At 54.6% G+C, this 14,813-nt stretch carries 16 protein-coding genes; 5 read left to right on the forward strand and 11 right to left on the reverse strand.

Going from position 1 to position 14,813, the window contains the following annotated elements:
- The first annotated feature begins 30 nt into the window (after positions 1-30).
- Positions 31-309 carry a hypothetical protein gene (locus AV656_RS13630; protein ID WP_063182859.1) on the forward strand — a complete coding sequence of 93 codons (279 nt, stop codon included), beginning with the start codon at positions 31-33 and terminating at the stop codon, positions 307-309.
- Positions 310-337: 28 nt separating this feature from the next.
- Here the strand turns inward: AV656_RS13630 and bioB are convergent, their stop codons facing one another.
- Positions 338-1,327: a biotin synthase BioB gene (gene bioB, locus AV656_RS13635; RefSeq protein ID WP_063182861.1), complete on the reverse strand. Its 990-nt coding sequence runs from the start codon at positions 1,325-1,327 to the stop codon at positions 338-340.
- On the reverse strand, positions 1,324-1,944 hold the full coding sequence (locus AV656_RS13640; protein ID WP_063182863.1) for a biotin transporter BioY: 621 nt from the start codon (positions 1,942-1,944) through the stop codon (positions 1,324-1,326). The genes bioB and AV656_RS13640 overlap by 4 nt, the downstream gene beginning before the upstream one ends.
- Positions 1,945-2,110: 166 nt before the next feature.
- On the opposite strand from AV656_RS13640, the gene pgeF reads away from it, so the two are divergent.
- Positions 2,111-2,872 carry a peptidoglycan editing factor PgeF gene (gene pgeF / locus AV656_RS13645; RefSeq protein WP_063182866.1) on the forward strand — a complete coding sequence of 254 codons (762 nt, stop codon included), beginning with the start codon at positions 2,111-2,113 and terminating at the stop codon, positions 2,870-2,872.
- 36 nt (positions 2,873-2,908) lie between these two features.
- Here the strand turns inward: pgeF and AV656_RS13650 are convergent, their stop codons facing one another.
- Positions 2,909-3,394, reverse strand: coding sequence for a tetratricopeptide repeat protein (locus tag AV656_RS13650; RefSeq protein WP_063182868.1), 486 nt, complete (start codon positions 3,392-3,394; stop codon positions 2,909-2,911).
- Between the two features lie 95 nt (positions 3,395-3,489).
- On the opposite strand from AV656_RS13650, the gene AV656_RS13655 reads away from it, so the two are divergent.
- The 3 genes from AV656_RS13655 to AV656_RS13665 all read left to right on the forward strand — a co-directional run bounded on the left by AV656_RS13655 (position 3,490) and on the right by AV656_RS13665 (position 7,296).
- On the forward strand, positions 3,490-5,103 hold the full coding sequence (locus AV656_RS13655) for an ATP-binding protein (protein ID WP_063182870.1): 1,614 nt from the start codon (positions 3,490-3,492) through the stop codon (positions 5,101-5,103).
- Positions 5,100-5,798, forward strand: a complete 699-nt coding sequence (locus AV656_RS13660) for a response regulator (RefSeq protein WP_063182872.1) — start codon at positions 5,100-5,102, stop codon at positions 5,796-5,798. The genes AV656_RS13655 and AV656_RS13660 overlap by 4 nt, the downstream gene beginning before the upstream one ends.
- A gap of 160 nt (positions 5,799-5,958) precedes the next feature.
- The gene (locus AV656_RS13665) at positions 5,959-7,296 is read left to right on the forward strand and encodes a CitMHS family transporter (RefSeq protein ID WP_063182874.1); all 1,338 of its coding nucleotides are present in this window, start codon (positions 5,959-5,961) and stop codon (positions 7,294-7,296) included.
- Positions 7,297-7,349: 53 nt separating this feature from the next.
- On the opposite strand, the gene AV656_RS13670 is transcribed toward AV656_RS13665, so the two are convergent.
- The 8 genes from AV656_RS13670 to AV656_RS13705 all read right to left on the reverse strand — a co-directional run bounded on the left by AV656_RS13670 (position 7,350) and on the right by AV656_RS13705 (position 14,335).
- Complete coding sequence (locus AV656_RS13670) at positions 7,350-8,132, reverse strand: MBL fold metallo-hydrolase (protein WP_063182876.1); 783 nt, start codon at positions 8,130-8,132, stop codon at positions 7,350-7,352.
- Between the two features lie 15 nt (positions 8,133-8,147).
- Entirely contained in the window at positions 8,148-8,927 is a 780-nt protein-coding gene (gene nadX / locus AV656_RS13675; protein WP_063182878.1) for an aspartate dehydrogenase, read from the reverse strand.
- Between the two features lie 33 nt (positions 8,928-8,960).
- Complete coding sequence (locus AV656_RS13680; RefSeq protein ID WP_063182880.1) at positions 8,961-9,752, reverse strand: ABC transporter ATP-binding protein; 792 nt, start codon at positions 9,750-9,752, stop codon at positions 8,961-8,963.
- An 84-nt stretch (positions 9,753-9,836) separates the two neighbouring features.
- Positions 9,837-10,499: a phosphate signaling complex protein PhoU gene (gene phoU / locus AV656_RS13685; protein WP_063183033.1), complete on the reverse strand. Its 663-nt coding sequence runs from the start codon at positions 10,497-10,499 to the stop codon at positions 9,837-9,839.
- Between the two features lie 25 nt (positions 10,500-10,524).
- Positions 10,525-11,307 carry a phosphate ABC transporter ATP-binding protein PstB gene (gene pstB / locus AV656_RS13690; protein ID WP_063183035.1) on the reverse strand — a complete coding sequence of 261 codons (783 nt, stop codon included), beginning with the start codon at positions 11,305-11,307 and terminating at the stop codon, positions 10,525-10,527.
- Between the two features lie 74 nt (positions 11,308-11,381).
- Positions 11,382-12,293, reverse strand: a complete 912-nt coding sequence (gene pstA, locus AV656_RS13695; protein WP_063182882.1) for a phosphate ABC transporter permease PstA — start codon at positions 12,291-12,293, stop codon at positions 11,382-11,384.
- 1 nt (position 12,294) lies between these two features.
- Positions 12,295-13,242 carry a phosphate ABC transporter permease subunit PstC gene (pstC, locus tag AV656_RS13700; RefSeq protein ID WP_063182884.1) on the reverse strand — a complete coding sequence of 316 codons (948 nt, stop codon included), beginning with the start codon at positions 13,240-13,242 and terminating at the stop codon, positions 12,295-12,297.
- 88 nt (positions 13,243-13,330) lie between these two features.
- The gene (locus AV656_RS13705) at positions 13,331-14,335 is read right to left on the reverse strand and encodes a PstS family phosphate ABC transporter substrate-binding protein (RefSeq protein ID WP_063182886.1); all 1,005 of its coding nucleotides are present in this window, start codon (positions 14,333-14,335) and stop codon (positions 13,331-13,333) included.
- Positions 14,336-14,813: the final 478 nt, after the last annotated feature.

A 14,813-nucleotide genomic window follows, 5' to 3' on the forward strand; every position in this document is an offset into this window, starting at 1 on the left:
ATACTGGAAATAAATAAGGGGGCAATCCGGATGGGGATGATGGAATACATTCCAATTGCGGCAATGGCTCTCGTGTCGGGAGCCATTGCCGCGGTTATCTGGACGACGGTGTACTTGAATAGCAGGCGGAACGGACTGATTCTCCTTGCCGTATTCGTCTTTCTGGGAATCAATCAGATGATTAACGTCTATCCTTTCTCAAACGCAGCCGGAACGATGTTGCTGGTGATCTATTCGGCCCTTGGGCTGCTGTCGGTCCATCGCATCAAAACCCGCAAACATAAAGAGACATCCGGAGATTCATGCTGATTCCCGGATGTCTCTTTTTAGTCAACTGTCAGACCGGCTCCGCCAGTTTCGGCATCTCGATCTCAAAGCCAAGATCCTGAAGCATCTTAAAGTCGCTGTTTTCTTCCTGGCCTTCTGTCGTCAGGTAGTCGCCGACAAAGATGCTGTTTGCCGCATACAGACCGAGCGGCTGGAGGGAGCGCAGATTGACTTCACGTCCTCCTGAGATGCGGATCTCCTTTGTCGGATTCATATAGCGGAAGAGGGCAAGCGCCTTCAGGCAGTAGCGCGGATTCAGCTCGTCCGTGCCTTCCAGTTTCGTCCCGTCGATGGCATGGAGGAAGTTGACCGGAATCGAATCGGCATCCAGCGCACGCAGCGACCGGGCGATGTCAATGACGTCTTCCTTCGTCTCCTTCATGCCGATGATGGCGCCCGAGCAAGGGGACATTCCGTTGCGCTTCGCCATTTCGACCGTGCCCACCCGGTCTTCGTATGTATGTGAGGTCGTGATGAAGTCATGATGGCGCTCGGATGTGTTCAGGTTATGGTTGTACCGGTCGACACCGGCTTCCTTGAGCTTGGCTGCCTGCTCCTCTTTCAGGATGCCAAGGCAGGCGCATACCGTTAGGCCGTACTTTTCCTTGATCTCTTCGACTGCCTCGCTGACCACACGTACGTCTTTTGTCGTGGGGCCCCTGCCGCTCGCCACAATACAGTACGTACCGGCCTTGTTTTCGTACGCCCGCCGCGCACCTTCGAGGATTTGTTCTTTTGTGATGAACGGATACTTTTCAATCGGCGCGGTGGAGTCCCTCGACTGGGCGCAATAGCCGCAGTTTTCCGGACAGTAGCCGCTTTTCGCGTTGATGATCATGTTCAGCTTCACTTTTTTCCCGTAGTAATGTTTCCGGATTGTAAACGCCCCCTGAAGGAGCGGCAGAAGATCGTCATCATCCGTCTCCAGGATCGACATGGCCTCCTCGTCCGTCAGCACTTTCCCGTCAATTACTTCTTCTGCAAGCGTCTGCCAGTTCATCGCGCTTCCCCCTCATTTGTTTTAATCGGAACGATTTTCAGCACTTTCTGCATCCGGAAGGCGAAGAACCCGGCCAGCACCGCAAGCAGAATGTCCTTCGGCAGCGGCGGCATCATCCAGGCCCATGCCATCCAGTAGGAAAAGCCTTCCGGTGCGCCGAACCACAGGCTGTACGCCGCGTACATCCAGTTTGTCCCGAACAGGTAGTTGATCGCTGTCGCAACCAGAGCTGCAACTACAAATGACTTGAGCGTTCCCCTGCGCTCAACGATCCGTCCCGCCACGTAGGCAATCAGGATAAACGAGACGATAAAGCCGAAAGTCGGAGACACGAGCGATGAAGCCCCTCCGCTGAACCGGGCAAAAACCGGTGCTCCTGCAAGCCCGATCAGCATATACACCGTGCAGGCGATCGCCCCTTTCCGGCTTCCGAGGATCAGCCCTGCCAGGACGGCAAAAAATGTCTGAAGGGTGATCGGCACGCCCCCGACGACGAGAAATGGCGCGAATGACGTGATGTTGGCCCCGATCATCATCAGTGTCGCGAACAGTGCGCAATGCACGAGATCAAGCGGATGCCATCTCGTCTGAGTTCTTGTTGCTGCGGTTGCTTGCATGAATCATTTCCCCCCTCGATTAGGTTAACCACCAAAATAATTTTGTTAACACAAATATAATAGATAGAGAGGGGCTATTTAGTCAACCTATTATTCGTTTAAGTTAACCTATATTGACTTGTGTGAAACTCTCTCCTTTCGTTAAGATGAAGGCAGGTGATGAAAAATGAAACCGAAAATCTATATAAATGATCATATCCTTTCCGGTATGACGATGAAGGACCCGGCTCGGCCGGAAGACAATAATATGGCGCTCCACGCGTGCAAAAACCCGGAGGAGGTCCTAGAGAACCGCCGGGCCCTTGCAGATTGGGCAGGCGTGCCGCTTTCCCGGTTTGTCCTTGCCCACCAGACGCACAGCGATCGTTTCCATAAAGTGACCGCGGATGACTTCGGGCGCGGGGCAGAACGCGCGGATACCGCGATACCCGACACCGATGCGCTCTATACCTTCGAGCCCGATGTACTGATCGGAAGCTTCACAGCGGACTGTGTGCCGGTCATTTTCCGTAACGGGAAAAACGGCCTGATTGGCGTCATCCACTCCGGCTGGCAGGGCACCATCAAGGAAATCACGCCGAAGCTGTTCAGGCATCTCCGGGACGAGGAAGGCTGCAATCCCGCAGATTTCCACGTACAGCTCGGTGCCGCACTCAGCCAGGAAAAGTTCGAGGTGGATCGCGACGTCTGCGAGAAGTTCAGGGCACTCGGCTATGCTGACGATTTCATCGACTACAATGAAGCAACCGGCAAATGGCATATCGACAACCAGAAAACTGTCGAAGCTCAGCTCCTGCAGGCAGGCATTCCGGCCGGCCGGATCACAATCGACCGTACCTGCACGCTCAAAAGCCCCGACGGCTTCTCGTACCGCGAGGACAAGAAGGCGGGGCGCCACTTGAGCTTTATCGTGAGGAAAAATAGCTGAATCCATCCGTCCGGCAGGTCCGGGCGGATTTTTCATTCATGTCCAGATGCGGTCCAGCTTGTCCGCGTAAAAGCGGATCGCCTTCTCGTAACTGCGGATATCCGGATCCGATGTAGTATCTGCCAGGTTGATCAGCAGAAGCTCCATTGCTTCCGAATGCCGGCCGAGGTTGTGAAGCACCATGGCATGAAACACCTGAAGGGCGCGGCTCACCGGAAACTCTTCCCTTCCGCGGCAAAAGACCTGATGCGACTTCCGGTACTCACCGAGCGTCCTGTATGTGCTGCCGAGTCCGAGATAGGCGCCTTCGAGGTCTTTTCCCGAAAGGCCCGCCCGGATCGCCGCCTCATAGTAAGGAACGGCCGAAGCCTCTTCTCCGAGCACATCGAAGCTCCATGCTACCTGGTATTGGATCTCCGCATCATCGGGGTGTTTTTTCGCCAGTTCCATCAACAGTCCATTCGATTCCTTCAGCCGCCCTTCCTTCCGTAGCCTGACGGCCGTCCCGATTTCTTCTCTCACAGCACTTCTCCCCCTTCTTTTGTCCCCTTATTGTGTTCAGCTATAATTAAAAGACAGTTCTTCCTCATACGGAAGCGGAAAGGAGGCCGCCAGCCTTGGAAAAAGAAAAAACCATCTCCGGGTGGATCCGGGACAGGCGGTTCAGCCTGAGAGGAAAAATGATCCTGCTGATCAGCCTGCTGATTGCGGCGGTCTCCCTCCTGTTCGCTTCCCTCCTGTATGATCTCATCTCCGACACGATCGAGGATCAGGTCGGCAAGCGGGCGCTCAGCATCGCACACAGCGTTGCCGAGATTCCTGAACTGCAGGATGCCTTTGCACTGGAGGACCCCGGCGCTGTCATTCAGGACATCGTTACGCCTATCCTGGAAAAGACAGAAGCGGAGTTCATCGTCGTCGGCAACCGGGAAGGCATCCGGTATTCCCATCCTGATCCGGAGAAAATCGGAGGCGAAATGGTCGGAGGCGACAATGAGCGCGCCCTCCGATTCGGGGAATCGTATATTTCAAAAAAGAGAGGCACGCTCGGACTGTCGATCCGCGGAAAAGTTCCGGTCTATCATGAGGGTGAAATTGTGGGCGTTGTATCGGTCGGCATCCTCAACGACAGTGTGCAGACCACGATCGAACAGAGGGCCCGTTCCCTCTGGCTGACATTAGGGCTGGTCCTGCTGATCGGAATCATCGGTGCTGTTGCCATCTCCAACTACATCAAGCAGCTTCTGGGCAACAAGGAGCCGGAAGAAATCTCCGATCTGTATACGCGGCAGGAAGCCATTCTCCAATCGACACACGAAGGCATTCTTGCAACGGATGCAGAAGGCCGGATTACGCTCATCAACACGGCAGCAAGCGAAATTCTGAACGGCAGCCCGGAGGCTATCCGGGGCGGCTCCGTCCATCGGCTCCTCCCCCCCAACACTGATCTTGGCCAGGCCTATCGGGGAAGGGAAATGGTGCTCGGCAACCAGACAGTCCTGGCCAATCAGATACCGATTTCGGGAAGCGGGACATATGCGGGTTCCGTCATCACCTTCCAGAGAAAAAGTGAAATCCAGAAAATGACGGAAGAGCTTTCAAGGATCCGGCAATATGCAAATGCGCAGCGGGCGCAGACGCATGAGCATTCGAACAAGATGCATATCATCCTCGGGCTGCTGATGAACGGACGTCCGGATGAAGCCATTGACTACATCCGAAAAGAAAACAATGCCCAGCACAGTCAGCTGAAGTTCCTGGAAGATCGCCTGTCCGACCCCCTTATACAGGCCCTCCTGCAGGGCAAGCAGATCCGGGCGGTTGAACTCGGCGTCACGCTGTCCATCAACCCGGACAGCAGACTGTCCCATGAATTGTCTGAAGTGCGGCAGGATGCCCTACTGACCGCACTCGGCAACGTGATCGAAAACGCCTTTGATGCCGTTCGCGGTAAAGCCGACGGGAAACGGGCCGTCTCGGTATACTTCACTGACCTGGGGAACGATGTGCTGTTCGAGGTTGAAGACACGGGGGGCGGCGTCGCTCCGGGCAGTTTCAGGCACCTGTTCGAACAGGGTTTCTCCACCAAGAACGGGGAGGGCCGGGGCATCGGCCTCGCCCTCTCCAGGCAGTCACTGACGGAAGTCGGCGGCGAAATTACTTATGAAGAAGGGGAAGCCGGAGCCTGCTTCATCATCAGCATCCCGAAAGAAGAGGTGGAAAAATCATGAATGACTTCTCTGTCCTGATCGTCGAAGACGATTTCAGAGTGGCCGATATCAACCGGCAGTACATCGAGGCCGTGGAAGGGTTCCGGGTAGCCGGCACAGCACGGAGCGGCAGCGAGGCGCTGGACTTTCTCGCCCGGCCGGATCCGATGCCGGATCTGGTCCTGCTTGACCTCTATATCCCGGATGTGCAGGGCCTGGAGCTGTTTCGTACAATCCGGCGCCTGTATCCTGACATGGATCTGATCGCCGTTACCGCGGCCAACGAGGCGGAGACGGTCCGCGGCCTGCTGCGGGGCGGCATATTCGACATCATCATCAAGCCATTCGATGCGGAACGGTTCGCCAAAACGCTGGAAAGGTACCGGGCATTCCGTCAGCAGACCGACAGTGCAGCGGCGTTCACCCAACAGGAAATCGACCGGTTTACCGGCTTCCGGGGCTTTTCCCCGTCAGCACCGGCCGGCGGGGACGACCTCCCGAAGGGAATCGACCCGATTACACTCGGAGAGATTCTCAGCTTTTTCGATGAATCCCGACCAGAAGGCATCACGGCAGCCGAACTCAGCAAAGAAATCGGGACGAGCCGCTCAACGGCCCGGCGGTACCTGGAGTACCTGGTCTCTGCCGGCAAGATCCGGACGCATCTGATTTACGGTACTGTAGGACGGCCGGAGCGGCGGTATACCCCGCTGTGAAACTTATGAACTTTATTCGTCCTTATGAGGAATATCCGTTTTATCACAGTAATCTTTATCCCCCTTCCGAAAGTGTGCTATTTTTTTCTACAATGCGAAACGCAAAATGATTCAATCAATTGCAAGCGCATTCAGTCATGCAACGGAAGGGGATTTATCAATGAGCCTGAGTGTTATCGGATTTCTTACCATACTGGTCATCGTCGCCCTGCTGATCAGCGGGAAGGTCACCCCTATTGTCGCGATGGTCATTCCGCCGATCATCGGTGCTTTCATCGCGGGATTCACCTTCTCTGAACTGGGAACTTTCTTCGATGACGGGATCGCAACGGTCATCTCGGTTGCCGTTATGTTCATCTTCGCGATCATTTTCTTCGGCATCATGCAGGATGCCGGACTGTTCGACCCGATCATCAGCAAGATGGTCGCCTGGTCAAGGGGAAATGTCATCCTCGTCAGCATCGCCACGGTTCTGATTGCGGCAATCGCCCAGCTGGACGGCTCAGGGGCTTCTACATTCCTGATTACGATCCCGGCCCTTCTCCCGCTCTATAAGCGGCTGAAGATGAACCCGTATCTGCTTCTTTTACTGGTCGGCGGATCAGCCGCGATCATGAACATGCTTCCGTGGGGCGGCCCCCTTGGCCGTACGGCTTCCGTTCTTGGCATGGATGTCACGGAACTTTGGAGACCGCTTATTCCCATCCAGGGAATCGGCCTCGTTCTGATGGTGATTCTCGCCGTCCTTCTCGGAATGAGGGAACAGCGCAGGATCATCAAAAAGTATGGTTCTCTCGAAGTGGCGGCCACGATTGATATGACCGCTGATGAAGTGATTCAGGACGGGCCGGATACAGCGGAATCGGACAACTCCCTCGTCCGGCCGAAACTGATCTGGGTCAACGCAATCCTGGCCATCACGATCATTGGACTGCTCATGTCGGGCATCATCCCGGCAGGCCTGGCCTTTATGATCGGTGTCGCCATCGCCCTGCCGATCAACTATCCGAACACAAAAGACCAGATGGAGCGGATCCGCGCCCACGCGCCAAGCGCGCTGACAATGGCCTCCATCATCCTGGCTGCCGGACTGTTCCTCGGCATCCTGAACGGGACAGGCATGCTGACTGCCATCGCAACAGACGCGGTCAATATCCTGCCGGCCTCTGTTGCGCCTTACCTCCATATCATCATTGGTATTCTCGGCGTTCCGTTCGATCTGCTTCTCAGCACGGACGCCTACTACTTCGGCCTGTTCCCGGTTGCCGAGCAGATTGCTGCGACGTACGGCGTACCTTCGCTTTCCACCGCTTATGCCATGATCATCGGGAACATCGTCGGGACGTTCGTCAGCCCGCTCGCGCCTGCTGTCTGGCTTGCACTCGGCCTCTCCGGTCTCGAGATGGGCAAGCACCTGCGCTATTCCCTTTTCTGGCTTTGGGGTCTGGCCATCGTCCTGCTGTTCATCGCTGTATTGATGGGACTCATCCAGGTTTAATCAGAAAACAACCCGCCCCGGGTCCGGGGCGGGTTGTTTTTTGTGATCCAGTATCAGAATTGCACGCTGAAGCTTGGGAACCGGTGGATGCCCGTGCCGAACCTGACGAGGTCCCGTTCCCGGAGCTCTCTGGCCGCCGACTTGACCTCCGGCAGAATCTGAGGGTCCAGCCCTACAGTGTGATGCGACCCGAAGACCCTGGTCACGCCCGGGATATCCGCAATGCGCTCCAGTGAGCGGACCAAGTCTTCCGGGTTCGTCGTCGGATAAAATGCATAAACCGGTGTCCCGTCGTACAGCAGATCCCCCGTGAACAGATAGCCTTTCATCTCGTCGTGGATGGTGATGTGTCCCGGCGAATGGCCCGGCGAATGATAGATTCGGAGCAGCCTGCTGCCGAGATCGAAGACATCCCCGTCTTTTACGGTCTCAGAAGGAACTCCCCGGAACGGACGATACGTTTCCGGTTCAAAGCCGGGCGGAGTCGGAATCGTGATGTCCCGGGTCATGTCCTTCCTGATCTGCTCGTCAGTCCGCCCCTTGATCCCGTTGACGATCCAGTCAAGCTCCTCTTCGTGGACATAGAACGTGTCAAATTGTCCATGGCTTCCGATATGGTCAGCATGGACGTGGGTGGTCAGCACTTCAACCGGCAAATCCGTCAGTTGGTCCGTCACTTTCCGGATGTTGCCGATTCCGAGGCCGGTGTCGATCAGGATTGCCTTGTCCTGCCCGATCAATAAAAACGAATGCACTTTCTCCCAATGGCCATATTCACTGATGGCGTATGTATCGGAATCAATTTGCTGAACCGTAAACCAATCGTCCCGGACCATGCTGCCGCCTCCTATTTAACCGATGACAATCGGCTTCCCCTGGTTCTTTAATGCCGCCAGGACGCTCAATGCCGCAAGGTAACTCGTTTTCGGGTTGCCCGGCATGGGCAGGTTCTCGATGGTCATCGCCATGTTGCCGAAACTTCCCTCAACCTCAATGGTATGGGTGTTCCGCTCCACGGACGGGTCCGCGATTACTCTGACCCCTGTCTTTTCCGTCCCGATGCCTGCGAGTGACAGGGCAAGTGCGACGTTGACGTTTTTCGGGAACTTTTTGATCGCCTCGCCTGCCGGGCCGTCAAACAGCAGCTTTTCTTCGCTGATTCCTTCAAGCCCGAGTGAGGCCGGTGATTTCCTCGTGGTGATCATCACCTTCTCCAATCCGCCCAGGGCATTTGCAGATTTCAGCAGATCAAGCCCGCCGACCGCACCGGACGGGAGATGGACGGTGCGTCCGTTCATTTCCGCGGTTTTCCTGACGGTTTCTAGAAAAGCGGCATCTGCAAATGCGCCGATGCTGCTGACGACCAGATCTTTTTGATTCTCCAAAACCGGAATGGAATAGGCCGCGGCCACTTCCACGGCGGCCGCCTCGATCACCATGTCCATGTCTGAGCCGATAAACGAGTCAAAGTCCTGATAAAAGCGGGTCTTGTACTGCTTTTCCAGCTGCCCGCCGGCCTCCCGGTTGCGCCCGAAAACAGCGGTGACAGTTCCAACAATCTGCCTTTCTTCATTGATGCTCTTAAGAAGGTAGTCCGCAATATTTCCTGTTCCCATGATGCCGATGTTCAAAATAAGCCCCTCCTCCAAAAAGCTTCATCAGGTTCAGTTCCTGACCGTCTGGGCCTTTGAGAGAAGCGGGCGCCCATTGTCCCAGATGACATTGACCGGAATGCCGAAGAACTCGGACAAGCGGTCACTTGTCACGAGCTCATCCGTGTTGCCCGCATCGAATACCTGTCCTTCTTTCAAAAGGAGTGTCTTGTTGAAGGCCGGCAAGATCTCCTCGATGTGGTGCGTGACATAAAGGATGGTCGGTGCATCCGGCCTTTCTGCGATCCGCCCGATCGACTCCAGCAGCTCCTCGCGCGCAAGAAAGTCAAGCCCGCTTGTCGGTTCGTCCAGGATCAGCAGCTCCGGATCCGCCATGAGTGCGCGGCCGATCAGCACCCGCTGCTTTTCACCTTGCGACAGCGTATCATAGTCCCGGTTGGCATATTCGAGGCAGCCGAGTTCCCTGAGGATGTCGACACCCTTCCGGTCGATTTCCTCCGTCGTCTCCTCATAGAGCCCGAACGATGCATACGCTCCGCTCAAGACGACCTCATACGCATTGTCCCCCGGCTCAAGCTTTTGCTGGATCAGTGACGAGACAAATCCGATCCGCCTGCGCAGCCGCTCTGCCAAATATGTTTTCCCGAACTCCATTCCGAGTACACGGATGGTGCCTGTTGTCGGGAACAGATAAGCGTTGATCAGCTCAAGAAGCGAGGTTTTTCCCGCGCCGTTCAGCCCGTACAGCACCCAGTGATCCCCTTTTTCGACGTTCCAATTGATGTCTTTCAGTATCCATTTCCCCTCCCGCTTGCGGGAGACGTTCTCCATCCTGATCATCACGGCTTCACCTTCTTAATGTTCTGACTATATTGTACACCTGATTGAACATAGGAAAAAGAGGCCCTTTGCCGGGCCTCTTTTTAATCATTCATTCAGATTCAGTGTTTTCCCTTTGACCATGAAGATAATGTTCTCGGCCATGTTCGTGACGTGGTCGCCGACCCGTTCGAGGTGGCGGGAGATAAAGGCCAGCTGGGTGATCTGGTTCACGTGATCCGGGTTCCGGTGCATGTAGCCCATGAGTTCCTGGATCATCCGGCCGTATGCCTCATCGATTGCATCGTCTTCTTTTGCAAGCTCGAATGCAAGGTCGATGTCCTCCAGATCATAAGCGTCAAACGCCTTACGGAGCATGACCCGGACAGCATCCGCCATTTTCGGGATATCGACGATCGGTTTGATGAGCGGCTCTTCTCCGATGTGGAGCGTACTTTTCGCGATGTTCACCGCGAGGTCACCGATGCGTTCCACGTCGGTCGAAATTTTGAGCGCGACAATGATTTTGCGAAGGTCTGTCGCGACCGGCTGCTGCTGTGTAATCAGCTGGATGACCTTCTGATTAATCTCCTCATCCAGCGTATTGATCTCCGCGTCTTTCTGCTTGACTGCATTGGCAAGAGTCAGGTTCTGTGTTTTTAGTGCGTCCATCGAATCTCCGAGCTGGCGCTCCGCAAGATCCACCATCCGGAGCAGCTTACCCTTCAGTTCTTCCAGTTCCGATTCAAACGTTTTGCGTACATTTCCCATATTCCTCAACTTCGTGTCCCCCTTCTTAACCGAACCGGCCGGAGATGTAATCTTCGGTCCGCTGGTCGGCCGGGTTCTGGAAAATCTTATTCGTGTCATCGAACTCAATGACTTCCCCGTTCAGGAAGAACGCCGTTTTGTCCGAAATCCGCGCTGCCTGCTGCATGTTGTGCGTGACAATGATGATCGAATAGTTTTCTTTGAGTTCCTGGACGAGCTCCTCGACTTTCAGCGTGGAGATCGGGTCAAGGGCAGATGTCGGTTCGTCCATGAGGATGACATCCGGCTCGATTGCAAGCGCACGGGCGATGCAGATCCGCTGTTGCTGACCGCCGGAAAGCGAGTAAGCATTCGTGCTCAGGCGGTCCTTGACCTCATCCCAGATCGCCGCGCCGCGAAGGCTCTGTTCAACAATTTCATCAAGAATCTTTTTGTTCTTGATGCCGTGGATACGCGGGCCGTAGGCGATATTGTCATAGATCGACTTCGGAAACGGGTTCGGCTTCTGGAACACCATGCCGACACGTGTGCGGAGTTCCTCGACCGAATACTTGGCATCGAAGATGTTGCGGCCGCGGTAGAGGATCTCGCCAGATGTGCGGACGCCGTCAACCAGCTCCACCATGCGGTTGAGCGTCTTGATGTAGGTTGACTTGCCGCAGCCCGATGGCCCGATGATCGCGGTGACTTCGTTTTCGCGGATCGGCAGGTCGATGTTCTTGAGGGCGTGGTGGCTGCCGTACCAGAGGTTCAGCTGCTTCGTATTATAGACGACCGGCTTTGCCGCTTCCCGGGCTGGGGTTTCCATCGGGCTCACGGCTGCTTGGGTCTCGTTATCGGTTCGGTTCATAAGTTGTACCATTCCTTTTCTCCTCCCAGTTCTCAGTATCGCTTCTGGAATTTATTCCGGATCAGGACAGCAATCGAATTCATCAAAAGCAGGAACGCCATGAGAACAATGATGCCCGCAGAGGCAACATGCTGGAAATCGGCCTGTGGCCGCTTCGCCCAGTCGTAAATCTGCATCGGCAGTGCCGTGAACGTATCCATGACACCCGACGGCAGGAATTGAATGATGACCGGCACACCGATGACGATGAGCGGCGCGGTCTCTCCGATTGCACGGGACAGGGCAAGAATGCTTCCTGTCAGGATGCCCGGGATCGCACTTGGAAGAACGACGCGGACAATGGTCTGCCACTTGGTCGCGCCCATCCCGTAGGATGCTTCACGCACATGCTGAGGCACGGCGCGGATCGCTTCCTGGGCGGCGACGATGATGACCGGAAGGATAAGCAGGCTCATCGTGAAACCTGCAGCCAGGATGCTGTTGCCGAGTGCCAGCGCCCGCACGAAGATCGTCAGTCCGAGAAGACCGAAGACGACGGACGGGACACCTGCCAGGTTCGAGATGTTCATGCGGATAAAATCATTGACCCGATTTTTCTTGGCGTATTCCTCCAGGTAGATCGCCGTGCCGATTCCGAGGAACATCGAAAGCGGTGCAACAACCGCCATGAGCCAGAGTGATCCGATGAGGGCGGCCTTGATGCCCGCCTTTTCTGGGAAACGCGATGCAAAGTTCTGGAAGAAGTCTGCGGACAGGAAGCCAAGGCCCTGCGACAGGATCCTGTAAAACAGGATACCGAGCACGAGCAGTGCCACAAGTGTCGCCATGAAGAACAGTGTTTTGAAGACCGTATTGGTGATTTTCCGGCCGTCCATCCGCTTGGACACGGACGTCTGGTCGATATAGCGTTTGTTGACGCCGGGTTGCTGTTCAGTGATTCTCATCTTAGTACGCCTCCCTGAATCGTTTCGTGATGCGGTTTGCCAGGAAGTTCATCAGGAGTGTGAAGAGGAACAATGTGAAACCGACAGCATAGATCGAATAGTAGATCGGTGTGCCATAACCTGCGTCACCCGTGGAGACCTGTACGATATAGGCGGTCATCGTCTGGATGGAGCCGGTGAAATCCGCATCGAAGCGCGGTGTCGAACCGCCTGCGAGTGACACGATCATCGTCTCTCCGATCGCACGCGATGTGGCCAGTACGACCGATGCAAGGATTCCGGAAAGGGCCGCCGGAAGGACAACTTTCATGGCGACCTCAAATTTCGTCGCGCCCATCGCGAGGGCCCCTTCCCTCATGGCATTCGGGACTGCACTCATGGCGTCTTCGGAAAGCGAAGCGATCATCGGGATGATCATAAAACCGACCACGATCCCGGGACTGAGGGCATTGAAGATTTTCAGGTCCGGAATGATCGTCTGCAGGACCGGCGTCACGAATGTCAAAGCGAAGAAGCCATAGACAATCGTCGGGACGCCCGCCAATACCTCAAGGACCGGTTTGATGATCCGGCGCGCGTTGTCCGAAGCATATTCGCTCAGGTAGATCGCAGCTGCCAGGCCGATCGGAACGGCCACAACCACAGCGATCAGTGTGACCTTGAGCGTACCGACAATCAGCGGCAGAATGCCGAATCTCGGTTCCTTATTGGAGAACGGCAGCCATTCTGTTCCGAAGATGAACGACAGGATCGGCACTTGTCTGAAGAACGTCACCGTCTCGAAGATCAGCGTGGCGACTATGCCGATGGTTGTCAGCACAGAGACGCCTGCAATCAGGAAGAGGATGACCGGGATGATTTTCTCGATGACTTTTTTTCGTTTGTTGTTTCCCGCTTTGGCGATAAGTTCCTGTACGGATGCCCGTTCCCGGGTAGTCGGATTTACCATCATTTACCTCCATTTATTTGAAAAGCAGAAAGAAATGAGCAGCGGAATGCCGCTCATTTTACTCTGCAAAAGATTAGAGAGATGAAGCTCAGTTTTTGAATTCTTCCAGCTTTGCTTTCTGTTCGTCAGACACTTCCTGAGGGAGGCTGACGTAGCCGACTGCTTCAGCCATCGCTCCAGCGTTATCCAGTGCGAATTCGAAGAAGTCATAAGTTGCTGCATCGTTCTCGAGCGATTCGTTGCTCACATAAGTGTAGAGCGGACGGGAAAGCGGAGAATATTCACCGGATTCAATCGTTTCGTTCGACGGCTCTACCCCATCAATTGCTACAGCTGTGATGGTATCCTGGTTGGCTACGTAGTACGAGTATCCGAAGAAGCCAATGGCGTTCTTGTCACCTTGTACACCTTGCACGAGGACGTTGTCGTCTTCAGAGAGTGTTGCGTCCTGGACCATGTCTTCTTCTTCAAGGATGACTTCGTTGAAGTAGTCATACGTACCGGAATCTGTACCCGGGGAGTAGAAGACGATTTCTTCTTCAGGCCATTCAGGGTTGATGTCGGACCATTTCTTGGTTGTGCCGTCTTCCACCCAGATCTTCTTGAGGTCTTCGACTGTCAGTTCTGTTGCCCAGTCGTTTTCCGGGTTGACAACTACTGTCAGGCCATCGTAGGCCAGAAGGAACTCCGTATAGTCAACGCCTGCTTCTTCAAGCTTCTGCTTTTCTTCGTCTTTGATCTCACGGGATGCGTTCGAGAAGTCAGTTTCGCCTGCGATGAACTTCTCCATTCCGCCGCCCGTACCGGATACGCCGACCGTTACCTGGACGTCAGTGCCTGTTGCTGCATATTCTTCAACGAGGGCTTCCATGACCGGCGCGACCGTACTCGAGCCATCGCCGGAAACTTGGCCTTCAACTGCTTCCTCAGAAGACTGATCTGCAGATTCACTTGCCGTGTCGCTTTCAGCTGCCTGTTCTTCAGTTGCTTCATCTTCAGTTGCTGCATCATCTTCCGCGTCGCTTCCGCATGCGCCAAGCAGTAGAGCCGATGAGACGACTGTGAGTCCGAGATAGTGTTTCCAGCTTTTCATGTAATTGTTCCCCCTGTTAGTCGTAGTCGTTTTGTTTACAGTCCCTACTTTACCAACGGGTTGTTGAGGACAAATGAATCAGATGTAAAGGGATTGTTAATGTAAATATGAAGGGAGTTTACAAAGTTAACAGAGGCCCTGTGGAAGGCGGCAGAACGGCGTTCTTATTTTGGAGATGAGTCTTAAGGCAGACCGAAAAAGAACTTGAATCTGCCAAACAGATTAGTTTCTTATCCTATTTATAGTTACATTAGACGGATATGTCCTCCTGCGCATTAATAAGAAAGACGGATTTACGAACATACAAAAAAGACAGGCCCCTCTTCTTTGATCCGTCTTTTGAAATACACGATAGCTGTCTTGTTTATGAGATATCATACGGTTTTCCACTCCAGGTCCTCTCTCTGTTGCCCGATCAGTCGCCGGTGACTGGCGTCTTTGAAATGCACAAAACATTGTGTTGTGTCCTGTGTAGTTC

The sequence above is a fragment of the Bhargavaea cecembensis genome (assembly GCF_001619585.1).
Taxonomy (GTDB): Bacteria; Bacillota; Bacilli; order Bacillales_A; family Planococcaceae; genus Bhargavaea; species Bhargavaea cecembensis_A.

Coding starts and splice junctions, on each gene's coding strand:
- AV656_RS13630 (WP_063182859.1), top strand. CDS start 31: ATGGGGATGATGGAATACATTCCAATTGCGGCAATGGCTCTCGTGTCG.
- bioB (WP_063182861.1), bottom strand. CDS start 1,327: ATGAACTGGCAGACGCTTGCAGAAGAAGTAATTGACGGGAAAGTGCTG.
- AV656_RS13640 (WP_063182863.1), bottom strand. CDS start 1,944: ATGCAAGCAACCGCAGCAACAAGAACTCAGACGAGATGGCATCCGCTT.
- pgeF (WP_063182866.1), top strand. CDS start 2,111: ATGAAACCGAAAATCTATATAAATGATCATATCCTTTCCGGTATGACG.
- AV656_RS13660 (WP_063182872.1), top strand. CDS start 5,100: ATGAATGACTTCTCTGTCCTGATCGTCGAAGACGATTTCAGAGTGGCC.
- AV656_RS13665 (WP_063182874.1), top strand. CDS start 5,959: ATGAGCCTGAGTGTTATCGGATTTCTTACCATACTGGTCATCGTCGCC.
- AV656_RS13670 (WP_063182876.1), bottom strand. CDS start 8,132: ATGGTCCGGGACGATTGGTTTACGGTTCAGCAAATTGATTCCGATACA.
- phoU (WP_063183033.1), bottom strand. CDS start 10,499: ATGGGAAATGTACGCAAAACGTTTGAATCGGAACTGGAAGAACTGAAG.
- pstB (WP_063183035.1), bottom strand. CDS start 11,307: ATGGAAACCCCAGCCCGGGAAGCGGCAAAGCCGGTCGTCTATAATACG.
- pstA (WP_063182882.1), bottom strand. CDS start 12,293: ATGAGAATCACTGAACAGCAACCCGGCGTCAACAAACGCTATATCGAC.
- pstC (WP_063182884.1), bottom strand. CDS start 13,242: ATGGTAAATCCGACTACCCGGGAACGGGCATCCGTACAGGAACTTATC.
- AV656_RS13705 (WP_063182886.1), bottom strand. CDS start 14,335: ATGAAAAGCTGGAAACACTATCTCGGACTCACAGTCGTCTCATCGGCT.